Here is a 26,358-nt window from a genome sequence, read left to right on the forward strand (position 1 = left end):
GACCGATCCCGTCGTCCGCGTCGTCCGGGGCGTGATCGAAACGTGATCCGGAGCGTCGAGTCCGGATGGCCGGTGGCCAGTAGATTCATCTCGCCGGAGCCTTCCGGTTTCGGATGGAGGCGTCATGGAACGGCGAACGACCGGGCTCGCGATCCTGCTCTTCACTGCGGTGCTGGTGCTGACGGCGTGCGTGCCGTCCCCGCCCGATCCCAAACCCACCGGCACTCCCACGCCCCATGCGTCGGCGGCGCCGAGCGAATCCGTGCCGCCGACGGAGCCCGACGCCGTCGCGGATCCGGTCGTGACTCGCATCGTCGTCCGGCCCGAGCTCCTCGAACTGACCGACAGCGCAGGAGCGGTGGTCGATGAACTCTCGTACGACGCGGAGGCGGTCGTCTTCGTCGATGCGTTGTCGAACGTGCTCGGCGGTCCACCCGACGTGGAGGAGCGGCCGGGCGGTCACGAGTGGTTTCCGTGGACCAAGTACAGCTGGCCCGGAGTCGTCGTCGTCGACGACCACGAGCCCGACGGCATCTCGTCCGACATGAACGTGGCGGTCGAGTTCACGCATCCGGTCGTCGGAGACGAGATCTCGGTCGCCACCGTCCAGGGATTCCGCCCCGGCGATGACGCACAGGCGCTCGCCGCCGAGCTCGGCGAGACGTGGCACGGCAACGGATACGACGAGTTCGCCGCGGAGACCGGCCCGGACATCGGGGAACGCGCCTATTCCGAATGGGATGGCACGTACGGGGAGGCGAATGCGAATGCCGTCGCCGTGAGCCACTGGAGCAGGGAGAGCGATCCGACGGTGACGAGCGTGATCCGCGCGCCGTGGAACTTCGGCATCGGGCACGTCTGAGGGTTCGTCGATCTGAGCGCAACATTGTTGTCAACGCCGTTGCGCGAGCGTGGTGATGCGCGGTACTGTCCGAATGCAGCATCCGTTCGTCGGCTGGTTCCGCGTTCCGCGAGGCCGTCGGCGGCCACCTCAGACGACGACGTTCCAGGAGGCACGATGTACGACGACGACTCGACCCCCGCCATGAGCAGCGCTCGACTGCCGAGCCGCCGCGCCGTGCTCGCCGTCGGCGCGGCCGGCGCCGCGGGGCTGGCGCTCACGGCGGCCGCGCGTCCCGGCCGCGGCATCCCCGGCTCGTACCACCGCATGTGGGACGCGATCGTCATCGGTGCCGGAGCATCCGGTCTCGGTGCTGCGCGCGTGCTCGCCGATGCCGGCAAGCGCGTGCTCGTGCTCGAGGCACGTGATCGCATCGGCGGCCGCATGTGGACCGACCGCGACTCGATGTCGATTCCGGTCGAGCGCGGCGCCGAACTGGTGCACGGCACCACGGTGTCGACCTGGGAGCTCATCGACGAGCTCGGCCTCTCGACGCGGCGGCAGACGACCGTCTTCGGGCGTCTCCGTCCGGATTCGCCCTGGATCGACGCGTTCGACTTCGAGGTCTGGCGCTTTCCACTCGGTGCCCCGCCGTTGCCCGGCGGCCTCCCCGACCCGGTCGGCGGCGAGACGGCGCTGGCATGGCTGGAGCGGATCGGCCTCCCTCCCGAGAACTATCCGATCTCGCTGGCCGCGATCGAGGTCGACTCCGAGCAGTTCGACGTGCTCCCCGCATGGTTCGTCGTCGACACCGTCGCCGCCGCGCTCGAGATGCAGGAGCTGTCGGGGCCGATGCCGCCGGAGGAGTACGGCGACTACCGGGTGATCGGCGGATACGACCAGGTGCTGCAGCCGCTCGCCGCCGGCCTCGCGCTGCTGCACGGCGCCCGAGTGCACACCGTCGAGCACCGGCCCGGCAGGGTCGACGTGCACTCGGCACTGGGATCGTTCAAGGCCAAGTCGCTCGTGGTCGCCCTCCCCGGCGGCGTGCTGAAGCACGGCGACATCACGTTCGACCCGCAGCTGCCCGCCGACAAGCGCGACGGATTCCAGGAGATCGAGTACCTGCCCGTCTTCAAGGGCATCCTCGAGTTCGCGCAGCCGGTGCTGCCGGCAGGGCACCCGCTCCCTCGGGCGTGGGACATCATGACGACCTTCTCGAAGAACCCGCCGAGTCTCTGGAACGGCTCCGTCGGCACCCCCGGCTACGACGGCGAGGTCGTCGTCGCGTGGATGACGGGAGGCAGGGCTCAGGAACTGCTCGACCTCTCGGAGGCCGAGCGGTTCCAGGCGGCGCTCGACAACATCCGCACGGCGGTCGGCGATCACGGACTGCAGTACGTCAACGCCTCGACCTACGACTGGTCGAAGGACGAGTTCGCCCGGGGCGCCTATCCAGGACCGTTCTCGCGGCGCAGCGGCCTGAACGCGCCGATCGAGGACACGATCTTCTGGGCGGGCATGGTGACCAGCACCATCCATTCGTCGCGCAACTCCGGCGTGGCCGCGGCGAATGCAGCGCTCACGGCGCTCGCCGCACGCTGATCCGACTCCGCCGTGCCTGCGGCCGACCGAGCGGCCGCGGGTGCGGCGGACACTGCGGACGACGCGAGTCCGGCGACCGGGTCTCGCGGACCGGACCGACGTCGCGGGTTACGCGTCGACGATGGCGAGCAGCAGGTGCCCGCTCGAGACGGTCGCGCCCGCCTCGGCGTTCACGGTGCCGATGACGCCGTCCTTGTGGGCGAGGATCGGCTGCTCCATCTTCATGGCCTCGAGTACGAGGACGAGGTCGCCCTTGACGACCTTGTCGCCCTCTGCGACGGCCACCTTCACGATGGTCGCCTGCATCGGGGCCTTGACGGCGTCGCCCGTTCCAGTGTCGACGGCGTGCGACGCGGCGCGGCGGCGAGGTGCGGCACCGGCGGTGCGCGAGGCGGAGCCGGATGACCCGCCGCCGACGATCTTCTTCGGCAGCGTGACCTCGACCCGGCGACCGGCGACCTCGACGACGACGCTCGTGCGCTCGGCAGGGCCCGCGTTGTCGGCGAGTTCGCCCGACCACGGCTCGAGCTGGTTGTCGTACTCGGTCTCGATCCAGCGCGTGTAGATCGTGAACGGCGCATCGCCGTCGGGAGCGAAGGCCGGATTGCGCACGATGTCGCGGTGGAACGGCAGCACGGTCGGAAGCCCGGCGACCTCGAACTCGTCGAGTGCGCGGCGGGCGCGCTCGAGGGCGTCCTTCCGGTCGCGGCCGGTGACGATGAGCTTGGCGAGGAGCGAGTCGAAGGCGCCCGAGATCTCGTCGCCCGACGTGACGCCCGAGTCGATGCGGATGCCGGGACCACCGGGGAAGCGCAGTTGGTGCACGGGTCCGGGTGCCGGGAGGAAGCCGCGGCCCGGGTCCTCGCCGTTGATGCGGAACTCGATCGAGTGACCGGTCGTCACGGGGTCGGCGTAGTCGAGCACGCCGCCCTCGGCGAGACGGAACTGCTCGCGCACGAGGTCGATGCCGGTGACCTCTTCGGAGACGGGGTGCTCGACCTGGAGGCGCGTGTTGACCTCGAGGAAGGAGACCGTTCCGTCCTGGCCGATGAGGAACTCGCAGGTGCCGGCGCCGACGTAGCCCACTTCGCGCAGGATCGCCTTCGAGGACTCGTAGAGCGCCGTCGTCTGCGCCTCGGTGAGGAACGGCGCGGGGGCCTCCTCGACGAGCTTCTGGTGGCGACGCTGCAGCGAGCAGTCGCGGGTCGAGACGACGACGACGTTGCCGTGCGCGTCGGCGAGGCACTGGGTCTCGACGTGGCGCGGCTTGTCGAGGTACTTCTCGACGAAGCACTCGCCGCGGCCGAAGGCGGCCACGGCCTCGCGGGTGGCCGACTCGAAGAGCTCGGGCACCTCTTCGCGGGTGCGTGCGACCTTGAGGCCGCGCCCGCCGCCGCCGAAGGCGGCCTTGATCGCCACGGGCAGGCCGTGCACGTCGACGAAGTCGAGCACCTCCGAGGCGTCCGCGACGGGGTTGAGCGTGCCGGGAGCGAGCGGGGCGCCGACCTTCTCGGCGACGTGGCGCGCCGAGACCTTGTCGCCGAGGCGTTCGATGGCCTCGGGCGACGGGCCGATCCAGATGAGGCCGGCGTCGATCACGGCGCGGGCGAAGTCGGGGTTCTCGGCGAGGAAGCCGTACCCGGGGTGCACGGCGTCGGCGCCCGAGCGGCGGGCGATCGAGAGGATCTTGTCGATCACGAGGTAGGTGTCGGCGCTCGTGGAGCCGTCGAGGGCGTACGCCTCGTCGGCGAGCTTCACGTGGCGCGCGTCGCGATCCTGATCGGCGTAGACGGCGACGGAGCCGAGACCGGCGTCGCGGGCGGCCCGGATGACGCGGACGGCGATCTCGCCACGGTTGGCGATGAGGACCTTGGAGATGCGCGGCATAATGCTCAAGCCTATTGCGCCCGCCGGTCGGCTCTTTGGGTGCCTTCCACAAAAAGAGCGGATGTCTCTTGCGGGCATCGACAATCGACCGAACGGGTCACTCGGCGGAAGGCGTGCGATTCCAGAGCGACGGCCATGCCACGCCGAGCTCGCGCACGAGGTCGCGCAGCGTCGAGAGCGAGAGGCCCACGACCGTCGAGGGGTCGCCCTCGACCCGGCGGATGAAGGGCCCCCCGAGGCTGTCGATCGTGAACGCGCCGGCGACGAGCAGCGGCTCGCCGGTCGCGATGTAGGCGTCGATCTCGGCCTCGTCGAGCGCCGCGAAGCGCACGGTCGCGACATCCGCTCGCCCGACCGCGCCGTTCACCCGGCCGCCTCGGTGGTCGATCAGCCAGTGGCCCGACCAGAGCTCGCCGTGCCCGCCGTTCTGGGCCAGCCAGCGCTGCCTGGCCACGGCGGGCAGGTGCGGCTTGCCGTGGATCGAGCCGCCGGTGAGGAATGCGGAGTCGCCCCCGAGGATGAGCCCGTCGATCGGCTCGCCGCCCGGCTCGGCGCCGATGAGCGCCTCGGCCTTGGCCTGCGCGAGCAACTGCACCATCTCCCGTGCGGCGAGCGGGCCGGACACGGCCTCGTGCGCCGCGACGACCGCCTCCTCGTCGACGCCCGGGGGTGCCGCGATCGGCTCGATGCCCGCCGCGCGAAGGGTCTGCAACCGGGCGGGCGAGGTCGAGGCGAGGTAGAGGCGCATGCGTCCATCCTGCCCGTCGGCTGCCCGCTGTGGAATGCTCGATGCATGCCAGAGAACCGACGCCCACGTCGAAGCGGTGGGCGGAAGCCCTCGCGATCGCCCCGCCCCGCCCCGAAGCCGCCGGCCACTGACGGACCCGTGATCGAACTCGACGTCGAGCGCGTCGCGCACGGCGGCGTCTTCGTCGCGCGGCACGAGGGCCGCGTCGTGTTCGTCGCCGACGCCATCCCGGGGGAGCGCGTGGCCGCTCGCGTCAGCGACCAGAGCAAGGCGAAGTTCTGGCGTGCGGAGACGGTGGAGGTGCTCGAGGCATCGCCCGGCCGCCGCGAGCACGTGTGGGCCGAGGCATCCGTCGACCGGGCACCCGAACTGCGCGCCGGCGGTGCCGAGTTCGGCCACATCCGCATGGAACGCCAGCGGGGGCTGAAGGGCGAGGTGCTGCGCGACGCGCTCTCCCGCATGGCGGGCGTCGAGGCCGACGTCGAGGTCGCCCCGGTCGATCCGGCGCTCGCCGCCGGCGTCTCGATCGACGACGGCACCGGATGGCGCACGCGCATGCGCCTCCACGTCGGCGCAGACGGTCGGGTGGGGCCGTACGCGGCCCGCAGCCACTCGATCGTCCCGGTGGCATCCGTTCCCCTCGCCGTGCCCGAACTCGCCGCCCTCGCACCGCTCGGCGACCGCTTCCCCGGCGCCTCGGCGATCGATCTCATCGCCCCGAGCGCCGGCGATCCCGCGATCGTCATGGTCGAGGGCGACCGTCCGGCACGCGGAGTGCGTCCGACGATCGAGGAACGCGTGGGCGACCGCAGCTTCCGGCTCGATCGCGACGGCTTCTGGCAGGTGCACCGCGGCGCTGCCGCGACGCTCAGCCGTGCCGTGCAGGAGCTCGTCGACGGCGACCTGTTCGATCCTCGCGCGGCCAATCACGACCTCTACGGCGGAGTCGGGCTGCTGGCCGCTGCCGTGGGGGACCGCTTCGGCGAGACCGTCCGCATCACGACCGTCGAGTCCGACGCGCGCGCGACCGAGCACGCCGGGGCGAATCTCTCCGAGTGGCTCGGCGCCCGTGCCGTGACGGCCCGCGTCGACCGGTACCTCGCGGAGCTCGAAGCCGACTCGGGTGCCACTGAGCGCGCGCGGCTCCGCGACGCGACGTTCGTGCTCGACCCGCCGCGCGCCGGAGCCGGTCGCGAGGTCGTCGAGCGTCTCGCCGAACTGCGTCCGCGACAGCTCGTCTACGTCGCCTGCGACCCGGTCGCCTTCGCCCGCGACGTCGGTCTCCTCCGCGAACGGGGCTACGAGCTCGAGGAGCTCCGCGCCTTCGACCTGTTCCCGAACACGCACCACGTCGAGGCGGTCGCCCGCCTCCGCGCTATCGTGTGAACGTGAAACAGGGGGACGTCGGAGCAGCAGAGCCGACACGACAAGCGGATGCCGCGGCGACCGTCGCGATCGTCGACGACCACGAGGCGGTGCGACTCGGCCTGCGGGCGGCGTGCCGCGACGCGGGGTACGACGTCGTGGTCGATGCGGCGAGCGTGCCCGAGCTGCTCGACGGCCTCGCCGGTCGCTCGTGCGACGTCGTCGTGCTCGATCTCTCGCTCGGCGACGGCTCCTCGGTGACCGACAACGTGCGCGCGGTGCTCGCGACGGGCAGCGCCGTGCTCGTGCACAGCATCGCCGACCGCGTCGCCGCGGTGCGCGAGTCGCTCGCGGCAGGGGCCGCCGGCGTGATCCCGAAGGCGTCGCCGATGTCGGCCGTGATCGGTGCCATCGCCACGGTCGCGCGCGGCGAGGTGCTCAACAACGTGGAGTGGGCGAGCGCGATCGAGGCCGATCGCGACTTCGCGAAGGCCCAGCTCGGGCGGCGCGAGCACGATGTGCTGCACCTGTACGCCTCCGGCCTGCCGTTGAAGCTCGTCGCGGCCCAGCTCGGCATCGCGCACTCGACCGCGCGCGAGTACCTCGACCGCATCCGGGCGAAGTACATCGAGGTGGGTCGTCCGGCACCGACGAAGGTCGACCTCCTGCGCCGAGCCGTCGAGGACGGGATCCTCCCCGGGCTCGACGATGGCGGAGATGCCCGCCGTTGACTGGCGGGTGACGCGACTCTCGCGTCGCCGCTCCACGGTCACCCGGGCTCAGGTCGAGACCGTCACGGGCCGTGCGCTCGGCCTCTTCGGGCTCGTGTTCGGCGCCCAGACGGTGCCCATTGCGCTCGAACAGGCCGACGCGCTCCTGCCCGGTGCCGGTGCGGCGCTCATGGCGGTGCTGTACGGCGCGATCGTCGGCCTCGCCGTCGCGACGGTGACGAAGGTCGCGGCGCGCACCGCGAGCCTCGCCTTCGCGCTGCTGTACGCGCTCGCCCTCGTGGCGTGGCCCTTCCTCGTCGACGATCCGGCGGCGCTCGTCGGTGCCACGCCGTGGCTCTACTACCTGTGCACCGTCGCGACCACGGCCGCGGTCGTCGCGGTGCTGCCCGTCTGGGCGGCCGCGTACACCCTCGTCGTTCCCGCCACCTACGGGGTCATCCGGCTCCTGCCGGCCGGCGGTGACGCCGGGCCGCTGCTCGCGGTGCTCGATGCGCTCTACGCGGTCGTGCTCGGCGTGGTCGTGCTGGTGATCGTGACGATGCTGCGCCAGGCAGCCGAATCCGTCGATGCGGCGCAGGAGGCCGCGCTCGAACGCTACGACGTCGCCGCGCGCCTGCACGCGAATGAGATCGAGCGGGTCAAGGTCGATGCGCTCGTGCACGACAGCGTGCTCACGACGCTCCTCTCCGCGGCCGCCGCGACGACGCCGGAGCAGCAGCAGCTCGCCGCACGCATGGCACGCGATGCCGTGCAGCGACTCGACGAGGCGGGAGCGACCGGGCCCCGGGCGCTCGACCGCGTCGGCCTCCCGGTGCTCGTGCGCCGGCTGCGGGCCGCGCTCACGACGTTCAGCACGCCCTTCACGGTGCGGGTCGTGAACGCCGGCGGCGTCGAACTGCCGGTCGAGGCCGTCGAGGCGCTGTACGCGGCGTCGGTCCAGGCGATGGTGAACAGCCTGCAGCACGCCGACGAGCCGGGGCTGTCGACGCGTCGCGAGCTCCGCATCAGGGGAGTGCGCGCCGGGGGCTGCGTCATCGAGATCGCCGACAACGGCCGAGGGTTCGCACTCGACCGTGTTCCGGCGGAGCGGCTCGGCCTGCGCGTCTCGATCGAGGAGCGAATGACCAATGCGGGCGGGATGGCGCACATCGAGTCGAGGCTCGGACACGGCACGACCGTGACGGTCGCGTGGCCGCAGGGAGCGGGTGGCGGAGCATGATCTCCATTCCCCGCTGGCTCCTGCTCGTGCTCGGCGCACTCTTCTCGGCGTACCACGTCGTGCTCGGCATCTACTCGCTCGGACGAGCGGAATCGCCGTGGCCCGCCGTGGTCGCCTTGTTCCTCTACACGGTCGCCACGACGCTCAGCCTGTGGCCCGCGAAGCGCGTGCGCATGCCCGACTGGCTCGCCGCCTTCGACCTCGCCGTCTCCATCGTGCTGCCGCTGCTCGTGACGAGCCAGCTCGACCCCGATGCCGAGAACGGCTACGCCACGTGGTACGTCGCCGCGGTGGGCACGCTCATGACGATCACCGCGGCGAGGCGCCAGCTGACGGCGGCGTGGCTCGGGGTCATCGCGCTCGCGGTGCAGAGCGTCGTCTGGGCCGGCCCGTTCTCGCTCGGCGGCCTCGGCGTCATCGGCAGCCTCGTCTGGGTGGGGATCGCCCACATGCTGACGAGTGCGCTGGCGAACGCGGCACGCGAGACCCGCCGCTACGCCCAGGCCGAGCGGGAGGCGGCCGCCTGGCAGGCCGCGCAGGACGCCCACCTGTTCGAGGGGCGCATGCGCCTCGCCCACACCAATCGACTCGCTGCGCCGATGCTGCGGCGCATCGCGGATCGTGGCGGCGCGCTCACCGAGGCCCAGCAGGCCGAGTGCCGCATGCTCGAGGCGGCGATCCGCGACGAGATCCGTGGGCGGATGCTGCTGACCGACGCGGTTCGGTTCGAGGTGCAGCGCGCTCGTGCCCGCGGCATCACGGTCACCCTCCTCGACGAGGGCGGCATCGACGACCTCGACGAGGCCACGCGGAACCGCGTGCTGTCGCGTCTGGCCGACGCCGTCGCCGGGTCGTCGGCCGATCGCATCATCGTCCGCACTGCGGCCGAGGCGTCGCCCGTGGCGGTCACGGTCGTCGGACTGCGCGAGTCGGACGGCTCCGCGTCCGACTCCGACGAGGCCGAGGTCGAACTGTGGCTGGAGATCCCCAGGGCGTTCTGAGCCGAGGGCGGCGAGCGATGGTTCGCGGCGGCGATCGACGCATCGATACTCGGACTCGTTCGCTCACCGGGGCCGGACATGAAGGTGGGGGGCCGATCCGAGATCGACCCCCCATCAAGCCCGAGTCACCGCGACAACCCGAATGTCGCCCTGACTCGCCCCCAACTGCCATCGGTTACCCGACCGATGACGGCGGCGACTCCTGTGGAGCCTGCACTGACAATAGTGCTGCACGAGTCGGGACCCGCAAAGTCGTCATTTCGGGGGACACGAGGTGTCCCCCCTCCGTCGATCGACGAAGGTCCGGGCGAAGTTCCGCGCGAGGAACGTCGATCGCCGACCGTTCGGAACGCGGAATCCGGGGGACACGGCTCAGTTGCCGCTGCGCACCCAGCGGCCGGGGCCCGACTCGAAGGACCGTCGCATCGCACCGCTGCCCCGGACCCAGGCGCTGCGCCCGAGATCGACGGCGGCCTCGTCGGCCGTCTGCTCGTCGATGGCCGCGATCAGTACCGCGGTGACCGCGGCAGCGTCCTCGGGTGTGACCACTCGGGACTCGAAGCGCAAGGAGGCCGCACGTTCGTCGATGTCGTCGCTCATGTCGTCCACCCCCTACAGCGGGATGTTCCCGTGCTTCTTGGACGGGAGGCTCGCGCGCTTCGTGCGGAGCGCCCGCAGCGCCTTCAACACCGCCACCCGGGTCGCCGCGGGCTCGATGACGCCATCGAGTTCGCCGCGCTCGGCCGCGAGGAAGGGGGAGGCGACGTTGTACGTGTACTCGTTGGCGAGCTTGGTGCGCACGGCCGCGACGTCTTCGCCCGCCTCTTCGGCGCGCTTGATCTCGCCGCGGTAGAGGATGTTGACCGCGCCCTGGCCGCCCATCACGGCGATCTCGGCCGTGGGCCATGCCAGGTTGATGTCGGCGCCGAGCTGCTTGGAGCCCATGACGATGTAGGCACCGCCGTAGGCCTTGCGCGTGATGACCGTGACGAGCGGCACGGTCGCCTCGGCGTAGGCGTAGAGCAGCTTCGCGCCGCGGCGGATGACGCCGGTCCACTCCTGGTCGGTGCCGGGCAGGTAGCCGGGCACGTCCACCAGGGTGAGGATCGGGATCGAGAACGCGTCGCAGAAGCGCACGAAGCGCGATGCCTTCTCGCCGGCCGCGATGTTCAGGGTTCCCGCCATCTGGCTCGGCTGGTTCGCGATGATGCCGACCGATCGGCCCTCGACCCGCGCGAAGCCGATGAGGATGTTCGGGGCGAACAGCGGCTGCACCTCGAGGAAGTCGCCGTGGTCGACGATGCCCTCGATGACCGAGTGCATGTCGTACGGCTGGTTCGGCGAGTCGGGGATGACGGTGTTCAGCCGACGGTCGTCGTCGGTGATCTCGAGCTCGGCCTCGGCGTCGTACACCGGGGCATCCGTCATGTTGTTGTCGGGCAGGAACGAGATGAGCGTGCGCGCGTAGTCGAGTGCGTCGGACTCGTCGCTCGCGAGGTAGTGGGCGACGCCCGAGACGGTGTTGTGCGTGAGTGCGCCGCCGAGCTCCTCCATGCCCACGTCCTCGCCAGTGACCGTCTTGATCACGTCGGGGCCGGTGACGAACATCTGGCTCGTCTTGTCGACCATGATCACGAAGTCGGTGAGCGCGGGGGAGTAGACGGCACCGCCCGCCGCCGGACCGCACACGATCGAGATCTGCGGGATGACACCGGAGGCCTGCGTGTTGCGGCGGAAGATCTCGCCGTACTTGCCGAGGGCGACGACGCCCTCCTGGATGCGTGCGCCGCCCGAGTCGAGGATGCCGATGATCGGCACGCCCGTCTTCAGCGCGAGCTCCATGACCTTGATGATCTTCTCGCCGGCGACCTCGCCGAGCGAACCGCCGAAGATCGTGAAGTCCTGGGAGTACACGGCCACCTGGCGGCCGTGGATGGTGCCGGTGCCCGTGACGACGGCGTCGCCGTAGGGGCGCTTGCCCTCCATGCCGAACGCGTGCGTGCGGTGCCGCACGAACTCGTCGAGCTCGACGAACGAGCCTGGGTCGAGGAGTTCGGCGATGCGCTCGCGCGCCGTCATCTTGCCTTTGGCGTGCTGCTTCTCGATCGCCGCCTCACCCGACGCCGTCACGGCTTCGTGGTAGCGCAGCTTGAGGTCGGCGAGCTTGCCGGCGGTCGTGGAGAGGTCGGGGCCGTCAGTCGCTTCGGTCACGCCGTTCACTCTACCGCTGAGCAGTTGGCCGACTTCTTTGACGGATTCCCACAAAAACGGTCGCGCCACTGGTGGCAATCGCCATGCGAGGGGACCCGCGCGCGGCTGGGTAGGGTGTTCGCATGGATTGGGAGCGATCGCGAGCGGCGGTGCCGCGGTTCGAGTTCCGCGACGAGGTCGGGTCGACGAACGACGAGCTGCGGGCGGCCGCGAGCGGTCCGGATGCCGCGGAGTGGGGCCACGGCGCCGTGCTCGTCACCGACAACCAGACGCGCGGTCGAGGGCGACTCGGGCGGGTCTGGCTCGCCCCGACGGGCAAGACGCTCGCGATCTCGCTCCTGCTGCGCCCCGAGCTCGATGGCGGCCGGCCGCTCCCGCCCGACGCCTACGGCTGGATCCCGCTCATCGCAGGGGCCGCGATGACCGAGGCCGTGCGCCGTGCGGTCGAACTGCACGTGCCGGCGGCCGCGACGCCCGGGTCCTCGCCGACGACGCCGGAATCGGATGCGCCCGAGCCCTCCGTTCGTCGGAGCCGGCGCCGTACCCGCGCCGAGGAGGACGAGGGGCAGGACGACAGCGGCGGTGTCGAGGTCGAACTCAAGTGGCCGAACGACGTGCTCGTCTCGGGCTACAAGATCTGCGGCATCCTCTCCGAGCTCCTGCCCGAGTCCGGAGCGGTCATCGTCGGAGCCGGGCTGAACCTCACGCTCGACGAGCACGACCTGCCCACGCTGACCTCCACCTCGCTGCTGCTCGTCACCGGCGCCCAGCCCGACGCCGACGCCGTGCTCGCCGACTACCTCGCCACCTTCCTCGAGATGTTCGAGGCGTTCGCACGGTCGGGGGCGGATGCCGCGGCGAGCGGCATCGCCGCTCGCGTCGCCCGGCTCTGCGGCACGATCGGCAGCGACGTGCGCGTCGAACTGCCGGGCGACCGCGAGCTGCTCGGGCACGCGGAGCGGCTCGACGCCGATGGACGACTGGTCGTGATCGACCGGGAGAACGGCGAGCCGTGGTCTGTCGCCGCAGGAGACGTGACGCACCTGCGGTATTAATGGCGTATGAGGCCTGCCGTGACACCCGAGTCGGCCGTGCCGGCGGCGCAGCCGCCCGAGCGCGTCGTCGCACGAGTGCGCCGACACGCCCGCATCCTGATCCTTCCCGCGATCCTGCTGATCCTCGTCGCCGGTGCGACGGCCTACGGCGTCGGCATCGCGCCCGAGACCTGGCAGGTGCTCGCGATCCTCGGCGGTGCCGTGGTCGTCGTGCTGCTCGGCTCGTTCCTGCCGTTCCTCGCGTGGCTCACGCGGCGCACGACGATCACGACTCGCCGGGTCATCGCTCGCAGCGGCATCTGGGTGCGGGTGCGTCAGGAGCTGCTGCTGTCCCGCGGGCGCGACGTCACCGTCCGCGGAACGTGGGGTCAGAGCGCGTTCGGATCGGGCGATGTGCGCATCGACACGGGCCACGAGAAGCCGTTCGTGTTGAAGGACGTGCCGAAGCCGGTGCTCGTGCAGGGCGCCCTGCAGGAGCTCATGGGCGAGGAGCAGGCGCGGGTCGCGGAGCGGCGACGCGCCGAGCAGACGATGATCGACGGAGACACCGTGGCGTGGGGCGGACGCTGAAACTGAGTGATCGTGCAGCGGGACGTCGATTAAGGACGTAACGTGGACAGGTGGTCTCGCGTCGCCCGAGCGCGAGCCGCACGATGAAGGGTTTCTCTTGGCCGACGAATGCAAACACGGTTTCGATGACGGCCTCTGCGCCATCTGCTTCCCCCCGCCCGAACCGGAGGCGAAGCCCGCGCCCGCTCCGGTGGCCCGCTCCGCACGGTCGACGACGACCCGGAGCGGTCGGCCGCCGGCACGCGTGCCAGGGGCCTCCCGGCCGACGATCTCGTCGGACGCGCCGCGTCTCGACCTGAAGGCGATGCGCATCTACCACGTGACGCACATCGACAACCTGCCGCCGATCCTCGACGCAGGCGCCCTGCTCGCCGACGCCGCCGGTGCGACGCCGGTCGTCGACCTCGCCGCGCCCCATGCGCGCGAGTACCGGCGCGGCGCCGCGATCGACGGCACCGACGCCGTCGTCGCCGACTACGTGCCGTTCCTGCTCACGACCGATGCGCACGTCTGGAACGCGGTGCGCACCGCGACGCCCGATCCTCGCCTCGGCGATGAGGCGGTCAAGCGCGCGCCGGCCGACTTCGTCATCTTCGTCAGCTCGCTCACGAGCGCGCAGGCCGGCAAGGCCGAGGTGGCGGGCACGATCGTCGTGAGCGAGTCGGATGCCGCAGTCACCGGTACGACCGTCGCGACCGAGTGGGCCGACGTGCAGCGCCTGCTGCAGCGCCTGCACCGCGACGAGGAGGGTGCGGGCCTCGACGGGGCCGAACTCCTCGTGCGCGAGTGCCTCCCGCTCGACGACGTGGCGCTCATCGCCGTGGCCAACGAGCCCGTGCGCGACCGGGTCCGGGCGGAACTCGCCGGTGCCGGCGTGCGCGCCCGCGTCGCGGTCTACCCGCCGTGGTTCCAGCCGACCGCCGAACCAGCGGAGTAGGGCTCGCTCAGGGGGCGTTCGTCGGCGACGACGCCCCCTTCGGGTCCTCGATCGACGCCGCCGTCTCGGGCTCCTCGAACAGGGTGCGCTGCGCCTCCTCGACGCGCGCGAGGTTCGAGAGGCCGTCGGCCCGGTGGTGCCCGAAGACCCAGTAGCGGTAGAGCACGAAACGGAATGCCGTGCCGAGGGCGAGGCCCACGACGTTCGTCGCGATGTTGTCGGCCAGGAGGCTCGTGTAGCCGAGCCAGTGGTGGCTGACCCAGAGGCATCCGAGCGCGATCGCCATGCCGCCGAGCGAGACGATCGCGTACTCGACGAACTCGCGCACGTAGTTGCGGCGACGGTGCTTCCGGAACGTCCAGTAGCGGTTGCCCAGCCAGTTGAAGACGATCGCGACGCTCGTCGAGATCGTCTTGGCGCCGATCGCCGACTGCGCCCAGTGGTCGTCGCCGAAGACGCCGAGTCGCAGCAGGTTGAAGAGGGCGACGTCGATCACGAGGCCGATGAGGCCCACGACCCCGAACTTCACCGCGTAGGCGAGCAGGCCGTCCCAGAGCCGTTCGAGGGCGCTCGCGAACCGGGTGGACACCGGCACATCCTATGCGGTCGAGCGCGGCCTAGACTGAACTGGGCGCCCGCGCGGGCGCCGTCGGCTGCGGTGAACGGAGTGCATGGCGTGCGGGTCGGAGTGATCGGTGGAGGGCAGCTCGCCCGGATGATGATCCCCGCGGCGATCGAGCTCGGAGTCGACCTCCGAGTGCTCGCCGAGGCCGAGGGCATGTCGGCGGCCATCGCCGCCGATCAGGTCGGCGACTACACCGACGCGGCCACCGTGCTCGCCTTCGCGCGCGAGGTCGACGTCGTCACCTTCGACCACGAGCACGTGCCGCAGGACGTGCTGCGGGCACTCGTCGACGCCGGCGTCGCCGTGCACCCGGGGCCCGATGCGCTCCGCGTCGCGCAAGACAAGCTGGTCATGCGCGAGCGCCTCTCCGAACTCGGACTTCCGGTGCCCGACTGGGCCCGTGTCGAGACCACCGGCGAACTCGACGACTTCATCGCCGACCACGGCGGGGTCGCGGTCGTCAAGACGCCCCGCGGCGGCTACGACGGCAAGGGCGTTCGCGTCGTGCGCAGCGCCGCCGAGGTCGCCGAGTGGTTCGCGACGATCGCTGAAGACGGGCGCGCGGGCGCCCTCCTCGTCGAGGAGCTCGTCGACTTCCGCCGCGAACTGGCGCAGCTCGTCGCCCGTCGTCCCTCCGGCGAGGTCGTCGCCTGGCCGCTCGTCGAGACCGTGCAGGTCGGCGGTGTCTGCAGCGAGGTCATCGCTCCGGCGCCTCGGTCGGCGGGCAGGCTCGCGGATGTCGCCGCGGATGTCGCGATCACGATCGCCGAGGGCCTCGGGGTCACCGGCGTGCTCGCCGTCGAGCTCTTCGAGACGAGCGACGAGCGGATCCTCGTCAACGAGCTCGCGATGCGGCCGCACAACAGCGGCCACTGGTCGATGGACGGCTCGACCACCGGGCAGTTCGAACAGCACCTGCGCGCCGTGCTCGACCTGCCACTCGGCGCCACCGGCAGTCGTGACGACTGGTCGGTCATGGTCAACGTGCTCGGCGGGCCGGCCGAGGGATCGCTCGCCGATCGCTACGCGGCAGCGCTCGCCGACCACCCCACCGTGAAGGTGCACAACTACGGCAAGGCGCCCAGGCCGGGTCGCAAGATCGGTCACGTCACGGCGACGGGCGACGACCTCGACGCCGTCGTCTACGAAGCGCGCGCCACGGCGGCGTTCTTCCAGGACTGACACGGCACGTCGTCGTGCGACGGGTGCCGCGCGCCCTGCGGAAATCTCACAGCACGCGGCCCTACACTCGATCAAGTGATTGAGACGAACACCGCACCCCTCGTCGGCGTCGTGATGGGATCCGACTCCGACTGGAACGTGATGAGCGAGGCATCCGCCCTGCTCGACGAGTTCGGCGTCGCCCACGAGGTCGAGGTCGTCTCCGCCCACCGCACGCCCGAGAAGATGATCGCCTACGGCAAGGAGGCCGCCGGTCGCGGCCTGAAGGTCATCATCGCCGGTGCCGGCGGAGCCGCGCACCTGCCGGGCATGCTCGCCTCGGTCACGACCCTGCCCGTCGTCGGCGTGCCCGTGCCGCTGTCGCGCCTCGACGGCCTCGACTCCCTGCTCTCGATCGTGCAGATGCCCGGCGGCATCCCGGTGGCGACCATGGCCATCGGCGGCGCCAAGAACGCCGGTCTCTTCGCGGTGCGCGTGCTCGCGGCATCCGACCCCGCCCTCGCCGACGCGCTCGGCACGTACGCGACCGACCTCGCCGCACTCGTCGAGGAGAAGAACGAACGGCTCAAGCAGAACCGATGACGCTCGCCGCCAGCCCGATCCGTTACCCGGACGCCGCCTCGCGCACGGTCATGACCCGCCGTGCGTGGTGGCTCGTCGTGCTCAATTTCCTGATCCCGGGCGCCCCGCAAGTGCTCGCGGGCAACCGGAAGCTCGGTCGGTTCGGGCTCGGTGCGACGCTCGTGCTGTGGACGCTGGCGATCGCCGCCCTCGTGGTCTGGCTCCTCTGGCCAGCGACCCTGCTCACGGTCTTCTCGATGTCGATCACGCTCTGGATCGTGGCCGCCGTGCTCGCGTTCTACGCGGTGCTCTGGGTGATCCTGACGTTCGACACCCTGCGTCTCGTGCGCCTCGTGAAGACGGCTCCGTCCGCCCGCGTGTGGGTCGCCGCATTCTCGGTGCTGCTCATGGCGGGTCTCTCGGGTACGGCCGCCTACGGCGCGTACGTCGCAACGACGGCGAGCGGCTTCATCTCGTCGGTGTTCGTCGCAGCACCGTCGAAGGAGCCCGTCGACGGCAAGTACAACTTCCTGCTCCTCGGCGGCGATGCCGGGCCCGACCGCGACGGACTGCGACCCGACAGCATCACCGTCGTCAGCGTCGACGCCGAGACCGGGCAGGCCGTGACGATTGGCCTCCCGCGGAACATGGTGGACGTGCCGTTCCCCGAGGGGACTCCGCTCGCCGAGCTCTATCCCGAGGGCTACGGGTCGATCGACGGCTGCGAAGTCGACGTCTGCATGCTCAACTCGATCTACACCGAGGTCGAGCTCATGAGCCCCGAGATGTACCCCGACGCCGTCGCCCAGGGCAGCGAGCCCGGCATCGAGGCCATGCGCGATGCCGCGGAGGCGATCACCGGACTCGAGATCCAGTACTACGCCCTCATCGACATGGCGGGCTTCCAGCAGCTCATCGACGCGCTGGGCGGCGTGACGGTGACCGTGGCCGAAGACGTCCCGATCCACGCCGACGAGACGTTCACCACCGTTGCCGAGTGGATCCCGGCGGGCGAGCAGCACCTCGACGGCTACCACGCCCTCTGGTACGCGCGCTCCCGTCACGGTACGAGCGACTACGACCGCATGGCGCGCCAGCGTCAGATTCAAGAGGCCGTGCTCGCGCAGTTCAACCCGGCCAACGTGCTCTCGAAGTTCCAGGAGATCGCGGCAGCGGGTTCGCAGGTCGTGAAGACGGATGTCCCGCAGGGCAGCCTGGGCTACTTCGTGAACCTCGCCGGCAAGACGAAGGAGCTGCCGATCGTCGACGTCGAGCTCGTTCCCGAGAACGACGTGGATCCCGAGGATCCCGACTACGACTACATCCGCCAGCTCGTGCACGAGGCGGTCTACCCGCCGTCGCCCGAACCATCTGGGGAGTGACGCTCGGGCAACCTCGACGGCGCTCTAGAGGTCGGCGTGCAGCTGCCAGATCCGCTCTGCGGAGTCTCGCCAGCTGAATGCGCGGCTGCGGTCGCTGCCGGCGATCGCGAGCTGTTCGGCGAGCTGCGCGTCCGTGACGATCGAGGTGATCGCGGCCGCGAGTCGGTCGCCGTAGCCGTCGCCGACGCCGACCGGCACTGCGAGGCCGGCGCCCGCCGAGACCTCGAGGAACGCCGGGGCATCCGAGTGGATGACCGGGGTGGCGAGACTGAAGGCCTCGATGATGGCGGTGCCCGCACTGGCGTCGTGGCTCGGCTCGATGAATGCGCTGGCGCCCGCGATCACGACGGCCAGGTCTGCCGCGTCGAGATCGTCGAGCTGCGTGACGCGATTCGGTGAGATGCCGAACTCCTCCGCCACGGTGACGAGGTGCTGATCGCCCCAGCTGTCGGGTCCGAGCACGACGATCGGGATCTCCGGCACCCCCCGGCGCCCGAGGGCGGCCAGCACGTCGACGAGTCCCTTGCGCGGTTCGAGGGTGCCGGGCACTGCGAGGTACTCGGACGGCAATCCCATGCGGGCCGCACGGATCGGTGCGTCGGCGCCGATCGCCAGTCCATCGCGTGGAGCGGTGCCGACGACTCGGACACGGTCGCCGAGGTCGGTGATCTCGCCGAGTCGCACTGCGAGCGCATGCGTCGGCACGACCACTGCGTCGGCGTGCTTTCGTGCTCGCTTCAGCATTCCCCGCTGCCAGGCGACCGACGTCGAGCTGAGGGCTTCGGGATGCGTCCACGCCAGCACGTCGTGCACGGTGACGATCACCTGGCTGCCGTCGACCGAGCGGTCGTGTCGACGAAGCGGTGCGAAGAGGCTCGGCGCGTGGATGATGCCGGGACCGGGGGAGGTCGTGAGCCCCAGCTGCCATGCCGCGGCGAGCTCGCGACGCGCCAGCGTCGTCTTGTACAGTCCCGCGAGTCCGGGAAGCTCGACCAGCACGCGGTCGTAGTCGTCAGGAGGGGAGGACGAGACGATCGCCTCGACTTGGCAGTCGCGAGGGGTCGCTGCGATGACTGCTCGCGTGAGGTCGTGGGTGTAGCGGCCGAGCGCGCCGGGCACCGGTGCGATGATCTGGTCGACGATGACGCGGAGGGTGGTCGTCACGCTGATTCCTTCGGGTCGGATGTTCGCTCAGGTCAACGAGTGAGATAGCGGCGAAGGCCGGCGGGGATTGGGCCGCGGATGCGGAAGAACCCGTGCACGCCACCGACGAGGATCGCAACCGTGTGCTTCCAACGGTTCGGCCCGCTCACGATCGCGTCGAAGGTCGGTCCGATCTGGCGCTTGATGACTGCGAGCGTCCAGCGCCGTCGTCTCCGGAAGTTGCGGAAGACCAGATCGATGTTGTTCCGGGTGATGTAGTACTGCCGGAACGGCGAATGATACTGGTACTCGAATTCGCCGCTGCGGTTTCGCATCTTGATGCCGAAGGGGCGGAACGGAACCATCTCGCCGAGAGCGTGCGTGATATCGGTGTCCGCAGCGACGGCGATGCGGAATCCGCGGTCGCGTACGCGAAGGCAGTACTCGGTGTCGACGCAGTCGATGACGAGTCGCTCGTCGAAGAGTCCGGCGCGTTCGAGGCACCGGCGCGAGATGACGAACCCGGACTGGATCGCCTCGGGAACCAGACCCAGCCCTTCGGGGGAGTACCACGTCGGGATCGACGGCTGGCCGTTCACGCGATCCGTGCACACGATGCCGAGGTTCGTCACAGGATTCGCGCGAGCGAACGTCTCGAGACACGTTGCGACGTACCCGTCGGGAAGATCGGTGTCCTGATCGGTGTTGACGACGTAGTCAGCACCGTCGTCGAGGGCGGCGCGCACGCCGACGTTGAGGGCGCGCGCGATGCCGCTGTTCTGATCGAGGCGGATGACTCGGGCTGAGACGGCTTCGAGACGGGCCAGGATCTCGTCGGCCGCCGCGCCCGTGCCGTCGTCGACGACGATCAGCTCGTCGACCTGCCGGATGAGGGAGACCATGTTCGCCTCGACCTGGGAGTCCGGGTGGAATGTCGGCACCACGGCGACCACCTTGGGAGCGCCGACCGTCCCCGTCGCGACGGAGCCGGTGCGATCAGGCTTACGGGCGGCTCTCGACTGGGGCATTAGGCTAGTTTAGGTCCGCCGCTGAAAGGAAGAGTCCACGTGAGCGCTGCCTCGAACCCGAGCTGGTCTGAGGATCGGCCCGACTCAAGTCTCACCCCCGAGGAGCAGACGGCTGAAGGGCGTCTCGAGCTACTGGACCGGGTGATCGGTCTCGAGCAGCAGTTGCAGGAGCTTCAGGCTGCGAACCTGCTCACGCCGACCGAGGCGGTTGCGGTCGAGCGAAATCTCGCGAGCATGCGTTCCTCGCTCACGTGGCGCGCGGGGCGCGTCGTCACCTTGCCGGTACGAGTCGTCCGCTACGTCAAGCGCCGGGTGCTCGGATGACCGTCGATCGGGCGCTGGCCTCCCGAATCGAAGCCTGGATCGACTCTGCGGGGCACACGTCAGAAGAGGTGGTCGGCATGAGCGCCGCGGTGCTCGCCGCGGGGTTCTCGCCCTCCGGGGTTCGACTCGTCGTCGACCCTGCAGCGCATGAGGACACCGCCGAGCTTCTGGCGCATGCGGAGTCGGCCGGAATCGCGGTCATCACCGCGGATGCCGAAGTGCTCGGAAATCGTCTCACCGAGACTCAGGCCGAGTTCGTGTTCGTCGTTCGGTGGGGCGCCGTCGTCGCGGATGTCGTCGCGAAGGTCGTCGGGTTCTTCGACCGATTCCCCGACTCGGAGATCGTGTACGGCGATTCCGTGACTGCCGACGGAATGCCGCTCCTCCGGCCGCAGTTCTCGCCGGTTCGTCTGCTGAGCAACGACTACCTGGGCCCGGTCGTCGTCGCCCGTTCGCGTGCACTGCGTGCGATCGGAGGTTTCCGGGAGTCGTCTCGGCGGGCTCAGGTCCTCGACATGGTGCTCCGCGCACATCACTCGGGGCAGACCGTTTCGCTGCTTCCGGAAGTCCTCGCCGTCGAGGACCTCGCCCCCGATGATTTCGCTGGAACGTCGGAATCGCAGCGTCGGGTCGTCGAAGCTCACCTCCTCGAATCGGGCGTCACCGCGCGGGTCGAGGAGATCGAACCGTTCGTTCGTCGGCTGCATTACAGCATCGTCGACGCGCCTCTCGTGTCCATCGTCATCCCCACGCGCGGCGGCTCCGCGGAGATCGCCGGACAGGATCGGGTGCTCGTCGTCGAAGCCGTCCGTGGGATCGTCGAGCGGTCGACGTACACCAACCTCGAGTTCGTCATCGTCGCAGATGCTGAAACACCGGCGAGCGTCATCGCCGACCTCGACGAGCTCTGCGGTGATCGGCTGAGACTCGTGGCGTGGAATGCGCCGTTCAACTTCAGCGCGAAGATGAACCGAGGCGCCGCCGCCGCACGAGGCGACTACCTCCTTCTGCTGAACGACGATGTCGAGGTCGTCACCGATGATTGGATCGAGTCCATGCTCGGGCTCGCGCAGCAGGACGGCGTCGGTATCGTCGGGGCGCAGTTGTACTTCGAAGACAGCACGGTGCAGCACGCCGGTCAGGTCTACACCGGTGGCGTCGCCGGCCATGCGGCCTTCGGCTGGACCGGAGGACGCGACGACTCCATCCGCTCGATGATGGTTGATCACGAAGTCTCAGGTGTGACCGCCGCGTGCGCACTCATCGGCCGCGCCCTCTACTTCGAAGTCGGCGGATTCACGCTGTCGCTGCCCGGCAACTACAACGATGTGGACCTCAACATGAAGGTCCGGGCAGCGGGCCGCAGTGCGGTGTTCTCGCCGTGGGTGCGGCTCTATCATTTCGAATCGAAGTCACGGAATCCGAAGATTCTCGAATCGGATCTCCAGACACTGCAGGCTCGCTGGTCGCGACGGATGCAGGTCGAGATGTACTCGCGAATGATGTGAGAAGTGTGCCGGGCCGCAGAACGGCCCGGCACGGTCTCATTCGGGGTCGATCGCCCCGTCGGCGGACGCCGCGGAGAGGGCTGCACGCCAATCCCGCATCTCGGGCAGGGCCGCTCGCGACCAGGCGTCATGTCCGAGCACGGAGTACGACGGACGAGGTGCTGGAAGCGCGAACGATGCGCTGTCGGTGCGGGTGATGCGCGATGGATCGATTCCGCGCTCTTCGAGTACCGCTCGCGCGAAGTCGAACCAGGTCGTCTGCCCGCTGTTGGTGCCGTGATAGATGCCGGTCGGCGCGTTCGAATCGAGCATGAGCACGATTTGTGCGGCGAGGTCGGCAGTCCACGTCGGCTGACCGATCTGGTCGTCGACGACTGCCCAACTCTCCTTCGTCCTCGCGAGCCTGAGCATCGTCTTCGCGAAGTTCGGACCGTGCGCGCCGTAGAGCCATGCGGTTCTCACGATGTAGGTCCCGTCGGGGTGCCGATCGAGCGCGAGCTCCTCGCCGGCCGCCTTGGTACGGCCGTAAGCGGAGATCGGTTCGCGGGTACCGTCTTCGGCATAGGGCGACGTCGCGCTTCCGTTGAAGACGTAATCGGTCGAGATCGAAACGAGTTTGGCACCGGCATCGGCCGCTGCCGTCGCCAGAGTGCCCACGCCAGTGGCGTTGATCGCGTACGCCGCGTCCTCATCGGCCTCCGCCGCGTCGACCTTCGTATAGGCGGCGCAATTGATGATGACGTCGTGGCCGCCGACGATCGACCGCACCGAGGCGGCGTCGGTCACGTCGAACTCGGCGCGAGACAACGCGGTCACGTCCCGGCCGGCGAGCGCAGTCTGCAGATCGCGCCCGAGCATGCCAGCGGCCCCGGTGACGAGATAGCGCATGTCTATTGCCCCTGCGCCTTGTATCGTGCTTCAGTCGCGTCCTTTTGAGGCGCCCACCACGATTCGTTCTCGCGGTACCACGCGACAGTGTCAGCGATCCCCGCCTCGAAGTCGGAGAACTCCGGTTCCCAGCCCAGCTCGGTGCGGAGACGCGTCGAATCGATCGCGTACCGCAGGTCGTGACCCGGGCGATCGATCACGTGATCGTAGGCGTCGGCCGGCTGGCCGAGGGTCGTCAGGATGAGCTCGACGACCTCTTTGTTGTTCTTCTCTCCATCGGCGCCGATCAGGTAGGTCTCGCCGATCGCGCCCTTTTCGAGAATCGTCAGCACCGCCGACGAGTGATCATTGGCGTGGATCCAGTCGCGCACGTTCTCGCCCTTGCCGTAGAGCTTCGGGCGTTCACCGCGGAGCACGTTCGTGATCTGCCGTGGGATGAACTTCTCGACGTGCTGGTACGGCCCGTAGTTGTTGGAGCAGTTGGAGATCGTCGCCTTCACGCCGAACGAGCGGACCCAGGCGCGTACGAGCAGGTCGCTGCCCGCCTTCGTCGACGAGTACGGGCTCGACGGGTTGTACGGTGTCTGCTCCGTGAACTTCGCCGGGTCGTCGAGCTCGAGGTCGCCGTAGACTTCATCCGTCGAGATGTGGTGGAAACGGGTGCCGTGCTTGCGAGCAGCTTCGAGCAGCGTGTACGTGCCGATGATGTTCGTCTCGAGGAACGGGTGCGGGTCATCGAGCGAATTGTCGTTGTGGCTCTCGGCCGCATAGTGCACGACTGCGTCGTGCTCGGCGAACAGTCCGTCGACGAGGTCCGCATCGGCGATATCACCCTGCACGAACCGGTACCTCTCTGCGGGCAGGCCTTCGAGTGAGGCGAGGTTGCCCGCGTAGGTGAGCTTGTCGAGGACGGTCACCGAGCTGTCGGTGTTCTCGAGTACGTAGTGGACGAAGTTCGAGCCGATGAAGCCGGCGCCGCCGGTCACGAGGATTCTCATGGAAGTGGGTGTCTCCTGACGATATGTGAGGCCCACCGAGTCTATCCGGACCAAGCTGTGGAGGACCGTCGAGCTCAGCGCGCGAACCACCTATGCTGATTCGCAACATGACTCGGACCAAGGACGCTCATGACATTGCTCGACGATGAACCCGCCCGTCGATCCACCGCGACGGCAGCTCCAACCTGGCTCAGTCCCGTGTCGTACTGGCAGCCAGCACACATCGTGACATCCGCGTGGCTCGAGCACGCCCCATTCGCCTTCTGGCTGGTCGACGTTCTTCGGCCGGTTCGTATCGTCGAGCTCGGGACGCACTACGGATTCTCCTTCTTCGTCTTCTCGGAGGCAGCTCGTCGACTCGAGATTGACCTGGAGATCTACGCCCTCGACACGTGGCAGGGCGACGATCATGCCGGCCACTACGGTGACGACGTGTTCCAGTCCGTGAGAGATGTCGTCGAACGCGAGTACGCAGCCACCAGCCATCTCATGCGCGGCCTGTTCGAGGATTCACGGCCATTCATCCTCGATGACTCGGTCGACCTGCTGCACATCGATGGCCGGCACGGTTACGACGATGTCAAACAGGATTTCGAGCAGTGGGTGGATACAGTACGCGACGGTGGGATCGTGCTGTTCCACGATGTCGCCGAGCACGACCGCGATTTCGGGGTATGGCGGTTGTGGGGGGAACTCTCATCTCGGTATCCCTCGTTCGAGTTCACGCATGGGCACGGACTTGGTGTGCTCGCCGTCGGCACAGTCCGAGCACGCTCGCTCACGGAACTCTTCAACGCCGACGAAGCTACGACTGCTCTGATCCGGTCCGACTACGAGCAGCTTGGAGCGCGCATCGCACGCCAGGCACGACTCGAGGCGATGCCTGCGGAGATCGAATCCCTCCACGACAGGGTGTCCGCGTTGACCTCGGAGCTGGCGAGGGCGAGAAGTGAAACGGATCGGCGTGATGAGATCCTCGCGGAATACGTGCACAGCACGAGCTGGAGAATCACGCGGCCGCTCCGCGCCGTCGGCAGATACCTCGGTCGGGGACCGCGGTAGTTCAGAGACCAGCTGCGACGACGCCGATCGCTCCGACGGAGCCGAGTATCGCGAGAATCCTCGCGTACCACGAGTTCTTCAGAAGCAGGAGAGCCAAGAGCACGAGGAGTGGTGCCAGGTTGTTCGAGTATCGATCGACCACGCCGAAGTTGAAGCCGAACGTGATCCAATTCGAGATCCTGAGGGCTGGTGGATAGAGCACCAGCGTCATCAGCGTGCCGACCGCGAGGAGCAGAGTCGGATCCATCAGCGACACACGGCCCCGCTTCACGTCGTCTGTCAGGTCGGGCCGTTTGCTCCGGGAGAACTCGAGCCAGCGACGCCCCACTGCCATGACCAGTCCGCCGATGACGAGCACGGTGATCCAGAGCGGTATTCCGAATGAGACGCCGTTGAGCAGCCGCGGGACCAAGCCCACCGGATCGGCCCAGATCCCGCCTGTCTCACGCCAAGGGGTATGAAGCGTCGCCAACTCCTGAGCCGCGCCGATGAGGATGTCTTTTCGGCCGGCCGGAGGGATGAAGCCGTACAGTGCACTGTTCGGAACCGTTGCCGTCACCCGGATGTATTGGCCCCAGGCCACGATCGGGGCGACGGTCACGGCGATGAGTACGAGGAGCTGCCACCATTTCGGTCGCCAAACCTCGTCGGCGACGAGGCCGAATCGAGGGCCGACGATCGCGATCAACATCGCGAGTCCGAAGCCGCCGACCGCCAAGGAATCTGTGACCGCGATCATCGCACTGAAGGCTGCAGCGAGCGCGAGCCACACGAAACCACGCCCGCGCTGCATCCAGAGAATCCCGGTGCCGGCGATCAGAGAGCCGGTGAGGATCGCCGTCGAAGACGGATTGACGATGGTGCCGGCGAACACGATCATGGAGGCTGCGACTGGAACGACCGTTGCCGCGATCAGGCCCCACGTCCGCAGTCCGATCAACCATCCGAAGATCGCGCAGGAGACGACCCCGAGAATCATCGTCAACGCGCTGAAGACGCGAAATGCGGTGAGCGGGTCGGAAAGGCCCGTGGTCCACGCCAGCACGGCTTCGGTGGCCGCTGCGCCGAGGAAGAAGGTCGGATAGTGGCCATATCCCGAGGAAAGTTTGCCCGAGGGGATGTCATCGATCGAAAGCCGCGGGTCACCACAGGCGTATGGGAGACCGCCACCCTCGTGTCCGACGCCGCAGGCCCATTCATGGAGGAGCTGGGGGCCGAGCACGGCACCCCGCCACGGGAGTTCGCCTTGCGAGACGCGAACCGCGTAGTCGAAGTGGATGTGTTCGTCGATGACCGAGAGCGGGTGTCCATCAAGGGCGAGACGCAGCAATCCAACGGAGAAGAGCGTGATGATCCCGATGCATGTCACGAGGGTGATGAGATCGGCTCGTCGCACCATCCACGCCATCGGAACGGAGACGTCTGCCGTCTTCATCGCACCCGCCTTCTCTGACAGTCTTCTGCGAACCAACAGTAGTGCCGCGCCT

General features: G+C 69.1%; 25 protein-coding genes. 15 read left to right on the forward strand and 10 right to left on the reverse strand.

Going from position 1 to position 26,358, the window contains the following annotated elements:
• The first annotated feature begins 124 nt into the window (after nucleotides 1-124).
• Both ACFTQE_RS05585 and ACFTQE_RS05590 read left to right on the forward strand, forming a co-directional pair.
• Nucleotides 125-862 carry a hypothetical protein gene (locus tag ACFTQE_RS05585; protein WP_376924129.1) on the forward strand — a complete coding sequence of 246 codons (738 nt, stop codon included), beginning with the start codon at nucleotides 125-127 and terminating at the stop codon, nucleotides 860-862.
• Between the two features lie 156 nt (nucleotides 863-1,018).
• Nucleotides 1,019-2,446 carry a flavin monoamine oxidase family protein gene (locus tag ACFTQE_RS05590; RefSeq protein WP_376924130.1) on the forward strand — a complete coding sequence of 476 codons (1,428 nt, stop codon included), beginning with the start codon at nucleotides 1,019-1,021 and terminating at the stop codon, nucleotides 2,444-2,446.
• Between the two features lie 108 nt (nucleotides 2,447-2,554).
• Here the strand turns inward: ACFTQE_RS05590 and ACFTQE_RS05595 are convergent, their stop codons facing one another.
• Together ACFTQE_RS05595 and ACFTQE_RS05600 are read right to left on the reverse strand one after the other, a co-directional pair.
• A complete protein-coding gene (locus ACFTQE_RS05595; RefSeq protein WP_376924131.1) occupies nucleotides 2,555-4,333 on the reverse strand; it encodes an acetyl/propionyl/methylcrotonyl-CoA carboxylase subunit alpha in 1,779 nt (592 codons plus the stop codon).
• 97 nt (nucleotides 4,334-4,430) lie between these two features.
• On the reverse strand, nucleotides 4,431-5,081 hold the full coding sequence (locus tag ACFTQE_RS05600; protein WP_376924132.1) for a Maf family protein: 651 nt from the start codon (nucleotides 5,079-5,081) through the stop codon (nucleotides 4,431-4,433).
• A 138-nt stretch (nucleotides 5,082-5,219) separates the two neighbouring features.
• On the opposite strand from ACFTQE_RS05600, the gene ACFTQE_RS05605 reads away from it, so the two are divergent.
• From ACFTQE_RS05605 to ACFTQE_RS05620, 4 genes are read left to right on the forward strand one after another with little or no spacing between them, the layout of a single operon-like run.
• Entirely contained in the window at nucleotides 5,220-6,467 is a 1,248-nt protein-coding gene (locus ACFTQE_RS05605) for a class I SAM-dependent RNA methyltransferase (protein ID WP_376924133.1), read from the forward strand.
• 2 nt (nucleotides 6,468-6,469) lie between these two features.
• A complete protein-coding gene (locus ACFTQE_RS05610) occupies nucleotides 6,470-7,177 on the forward strand; it encodes a response regulator (RefSeq protein WP_376924134.1) in 708 nt (235 codons plus the stop codon).
• A complete protein-coding gene (locus tag ACFTQE_RS05615; protein WP_376924135.1) occupies nucleotides 7,164-8,396 on the forward strand; it encodes a sensor histidine kinase in 1,233 nt (410 codons plus the stop codon). Before ACFTQE_RS05610 ends, ACFTQE_RS05615 begins: the two co-directional genes overlap by 14 nt.
• Nucleotides 8,393-9,397 (forward strand): hypothetical protein, encoded by a 1,005-nt coding sequence (locus ACFTQE_RS05620; protein WP_376924136.1) that lies wholly within the window; start codon nucleotides 8,393-8,395, stop codon nucleotides 9,395-9,397. Before ACFTQE_RS05615 ends, ACFTQE_RS05620 begins: the two co-directional genes overlap by 4 nt.
• Before the next feature lie 372 nt (nucleotides 9,398-9,769).
• On the opposite strand, the gene ACFTQE_RS05625 is transcribed toward ACFTQE_RS05620, so the two are convergent.
• Nucleotides 9,770-9,997 carry an acyl-CoA carboxylase subunit epsilon gene (locus ACFTQE_RS05625; RefSeq protein ID WP_376924137.1) on the reverse strand — a complete coding sequence of 76 codons (228 nt, stop codon included), beginning with the start codon at nucleotides 9,995-9,997 and terminating at the stop codon, nucleotides 9,770-9,772.
• A gap of 12 nt (nucleotides 9,998-10,009) precedes the next feature.
• A complete protein-coding gene (locus ACFTQE_RS05630; protein WP_375834282.1) occupies nucleotides 10,010-11,608 on the reverse strand; it encodes an acyl-CoA carboxylase subunit beta in 1,599 nt (532 codons plus the stop codon).
• A 122-nt stretch (nucleotides 11,609-11,730) separates the two neighbouring features.
• Here ACFTQE_RS05630 and ACFTQE_RS05635 point away from each other — a divergent pair, with 122 nt between their 5' ends.
• The 3 genes from ACFTQE_RS05635 to ACFTQE_RS05645 all read left to right on the forward strand — a co-directional run bounded on the left by ACFTQE_RS05635 (nucleotide 11,731) and on the right by ACFTQE_RS05645 (nucleotide 14,170).
• The gene (locus ACFTQE_RS05635; RefSeq protein WP_376924138.1) at nucleotides 11,731-12,663 is read left to right on the forward strand and encodes a biotin--[acetyl-CoA-carboxylase] ligase; all 933 of its coding nucleotides are present in this window, start codon (nucleotides 11,731-11,733) and stop codon (nucleotides 12,661-12,663) included.
• An 18-nt stretch (nucleotides 12,664-12,681) separates the two neighbouring features.
• Entirely contained in the window at nucleotides 12,682-13,233 is a 552-nt protein-coding gene (locus tag ACFTQE_RS05640) for a PH domain-containing protein (RefSeq protein ID WP_376924139.1), read from the forward strand.
• A gap of 244 nt (nucleotides 13,234-13,477) precedes the next feature.
• Nucleotides 13,478-14,170: a DarT ssDNA thymidine ADP-ribosyltransferase family protein gene (locus ACFTQE_RS05645; protein ID WP_375834275.1), complete on the forward strand. Its 693-nt coding sequence runs from the start codon at nucleotides 13,478-13,480 to the stop codon at nucleotides 14,168-14,170.
• 7 nt (nucleotides 14,171-14,177) lie between these two features.
• Here the strand turns inward: ACFTQE_RS05645 and ACFTQE_RS05650 are convergent, their stop codons facing one another.
• Complete coding sequence (locus ACFTQE_RS05650; protein WP_376924140.1) at nucleotides 14,178-14,759, reverse strand: GtrA family protein; 582 nt, start codon at nucleotides 14,757-14,759, stop codon at nucleotides 14,178-14,180.
• A gap of 87 nt (nucleotides 14,760-14,846) precedes the next feature.
• Here ACFTQE_RS05650 and ACFTQE_RS05655 point away from each other — a divergent pair, with 87 nt between their 5' ends.
• The 3 genes from ACFTQE_RS05655 to ACFTQE_RS05665 all read left to right on the forward strand — a co-directional run bounded on the left by ACFTQE_RS05655 (nucleotide 14,847) and on the right by ACFTQE_RS05665 (nucleotide 17,920).
• Nucleotides 14,847-15,977, forward strand: coding sequence for a 5-(carboxyamino)imidazole ribonucleotide synthase (locus ACFTQE_RS05655; protein WP_376924141.1), 1,131 nt, complete (start codon nucleotides 14,847-14,849; stop codon nucleotides 15,975-15,977).
• Between the two features lie 114 nt (nucleotides 15,978-16,091).
• A complete protein-coding gene (gene purE, locus ACFTQE_RS05660; protein WP_375836651.1) occupies nucleotides 16,092-16,559 on the forward strand; it encodes a 5-(carboxyamino)imidazole ribonucleotide mutase in 468 nt (155 codons plus the stop codon).
• The gene (locus tag ACFTQE_RS05665) at nucleotides 16,556-17,920 is read left to right on the forward strand and encodes an LCP family protein (protein WP_376924142.1); all 1,365 of its coding nucleotides are present in this window, start codon (nucleotides 16,556-16,558) and stop codon (nucleotides 17,918-17,920) included. The genes purE and ACFTQE_RS05665 overlap by 4 nt, the downstream gene beginning before the upstream one ends.
• 24 nt (nucleotides 17,921-17,944) lie before the next feature.
• On the opposite strand, the gene ACFTQE_RS05670 is transcribed toward ACFTQE_RS05665, so the two are convergent.
• Together ACFTQE_RS05670 and ACFTQE_RS05675 are read right to left on the reverse strand one after the other, a co-directional pair.
• Entirely contained in the window at nucleotides 17,945-19,084 is a 1,140-nt protein-coding gene (locus tag ACFTQE_RS05670) for a glycosyltransferase (RefSeq protein ID WP_376924143.1), read from the reverse strand.
• Between the two features lie 32 nt (nucleotides 19,085-19,116).
• A complete protein-coding gene (locus tag ACFTQE_RS05675; RefSeq protein ID WP_376924144.1) occupies nucleotides 19,117-20,007 on the reverse strand; it encodes a glycosyltransferase in 891 nt (296 codons plus the stop codon).
• Nucleotides 20,008-20,130: 123 nt separating this feature from the next.
• Here ACFTQE_RS05675 and ACFTQE_RS05680 point away from each other — a divergent pair, with 123 nt between their 5' ends.
• Together ACFTQE_RS05680 and ACFTQE_RS05685 are read left to right on the forward strand one after the other, a co-directional pair.
• Complete coding sequence (locus ACFTQE_RS05680) at nucleotides 20,131-20,415, forward strand: hypothetical protein (RefSeq protein WP_376924145.1); 285 nt, start codon at nucleotides 20,131-20,133, stop codon at nucleotides 20,413-20,415.
• A gap of 515 nt (nucleotides 20,416-20,930) precedes the next feature.
• Nucleotides 20,931-21,923, forward strand: coding sequence for a glycosyltransferase family 2 protein (locus ACFTQE_RS05685; RefSeq protein ID WP_376924180.1), 993 nt, complete (start codon nucleotides 20,931-20,933; stop codon nucleotides 21,921-21,923).
• Between the two features lie 36 nt (nucleotides 21,924-21,959).
• Here ACFTQE_RS05685 and rfbD read toward each other — a convergent pair whose 3' ends face one another.
• Both rfbD and rfbB read right to left on the reverse strand, forming a co-directional pair.
• On the reverse strand, nucleotides 21,960-22,811 hold the full coding sequence (gene rfbD, locus ACFTQE_RS05690) for a dTDP-4-dehydrorhamnose reductase (protein ID WP_376924146.1): 852 nt from the start codon (nucleotides 22,809-22,811) through the stop codon (nucleotides 21,960-21,962).
• Between the two features lie 2 nt (nucleotides 22,812-22,813).
• Complete coding sequence (gene rfbB, locus ACFTQE_RS05695) at nucleotides 22,814-23,809, reverse strand: dTDP-glucose 4,6-dehydratase (protein WP_376924147.1); 996 nt, start codon at nucleotides 23,807-23,809, stop codon at nucleotides 22,814-22,816.
• 129 nt (nucleotides 23,810-23,938) lie between these two features.
• Between rfbB and ACFTQE_RS05700 the strand changes: the two genes are divergently transcribed.
• Nucleotides 23,939-24,871: a class I SAM-dependent methyltransferase gene (locus tag ACFTQE_RS05700; RefSeq protein ID WP_376924148.1), complete on the forward strand. Its 933-nt coding sequence runs from the start codon at nucleotides 23,939-23,941 to the stop codon at nucleotides 24,869-24,871.
• A gap of 1 nt (nucleotide 24,872) precedes the next feature.
• On the opposite strand, the gene ACFTQE_RS05705 is transcribed toward ACFTQE_RS05700, so the two are convergent.
• Nucleotides 24,873-26,306, reverse strand: coding sequence for a hypothetical protein (locus tag ACFTQE_RS05705; protein ID WP_376924149.1), 1,434 nt, complete (start codon nucleotides 26,304-26,306; stop codon nucleotides 24,873-24,875).
• Between the last annotated feature and the right edge of the window lie 52 nt (nucleotides 26,307-26,358).

Source organism: Agromyces sp. NPDC056965 (genome assembly GCF_042673425.1).
Taxonomy (GTDB): domain Bacteria; phylum Actinomycetota; class Actinomycetes; order Actinomycetales; family Microbacteriaceae; genus Agromyces.

Coding starts and splice junctions, on each gene's coding strand:
- ACFTQE_RS05585 (WP_376924129.1), top strand. CDS start 125: ATGGAACGGCGAACGACCGGGCTCGCGATCCTGCTCTTCACTGCGGTG.
- ACFTQE_RS05590 (WP_376924130.1), top strand. CDS start 1,019: ATGTACGACGACGACTCGACCCCCGCCATGAGCAGCGCTCGACTGCCG.
- ACFTQE_RS05595 (WP_376924131.1), bottom strand. CDS start 4,333: ATGCCGCGCATCTCCAAGGTCCTCATCGCCAACCGTGGCGAGATCGCC.
- ACFTQE_RS05600 (WP_376924132.1), bottom strand. CDS start 5,081: ATGCGCCTCTACCTCGCCTCGACCTCGCCCGCCCGGTTGCAGACCCTT.
- ACFTQE_RS05615 (WP_376924135.1), top strand. CDS start 7,164: ATGCCCGCCGTTGACTGGCGGGTGACGCGACTCTCGCGTCGCCGCTCC.
- ACFTQE_RS05620 (WP_376924136.1), top strand. CDS start 8,393: ATGATCTCCATTCCCCGCTGGCTCCTGCTCGTGCTCGGCGCACTCTTC.
- ACFTQE_RS05625 (WP_376924137.1), bottom strand. CDS start 9,997: ATGAGCGACGACATCGACGAACGTGCGGCCTCCTTGCGCTTCGAGTCC.
- ACFTQE_RS05635 (WP_376924138.1), top strand. CDS start 11,731: ATGGATTGGGAGCGATCGCGAGCGGCGGTGCCGCGGTTCGAGTTCCGC.
- purE (WP_375836651.1), top strand. CDS start 16,092: ATGGGATCCGACTCCGACTGGAACGTGATGAGCGAGGCATCCGCCCTG.
- ACFTQE_RS05665 (WP_376924142.1), top strand. CDS start 16,556: ATGACGCTCGCCGCCAGCCCGATCCGTTACCCGGACGCCGCCTCGCGC.
- ACFTQE_RS05685 (WP_376924180.1), top strand. CDS start 20,931: ATGGTGCTCCGCGCACATCACTCGGGGCAGACCGTTTCGCTGCTTCCG.
- rfbD (WP_376924146.1), bottom strand. CDS start 22,811: ATGCGCTATCTCGTCACCGGGGCCGCTGGCATGCTCGGGCGCGATCTG.
- rfbB (WP_376924147.1), bottom strand. CDS start 23,809: ATGAGAATCCTCGTGACCGGCGGCGCCGGCTTCATCGGCTCGAACTTC.
- ACFTQE_RS05700 (WP_376924148.1), top strand. CDS start 23,939: ATGACATTGCTCGACGATGAACCCGCCCGTCGATCCACCGCGACGGCA.
- ACFTQE_RS05705 (WP_376924149.1), bottom strand. CDS start 26,306: ATGAAGACGGCAGACGTCTCCGTTCCGATGGCGTGGATGGTGCGACGA.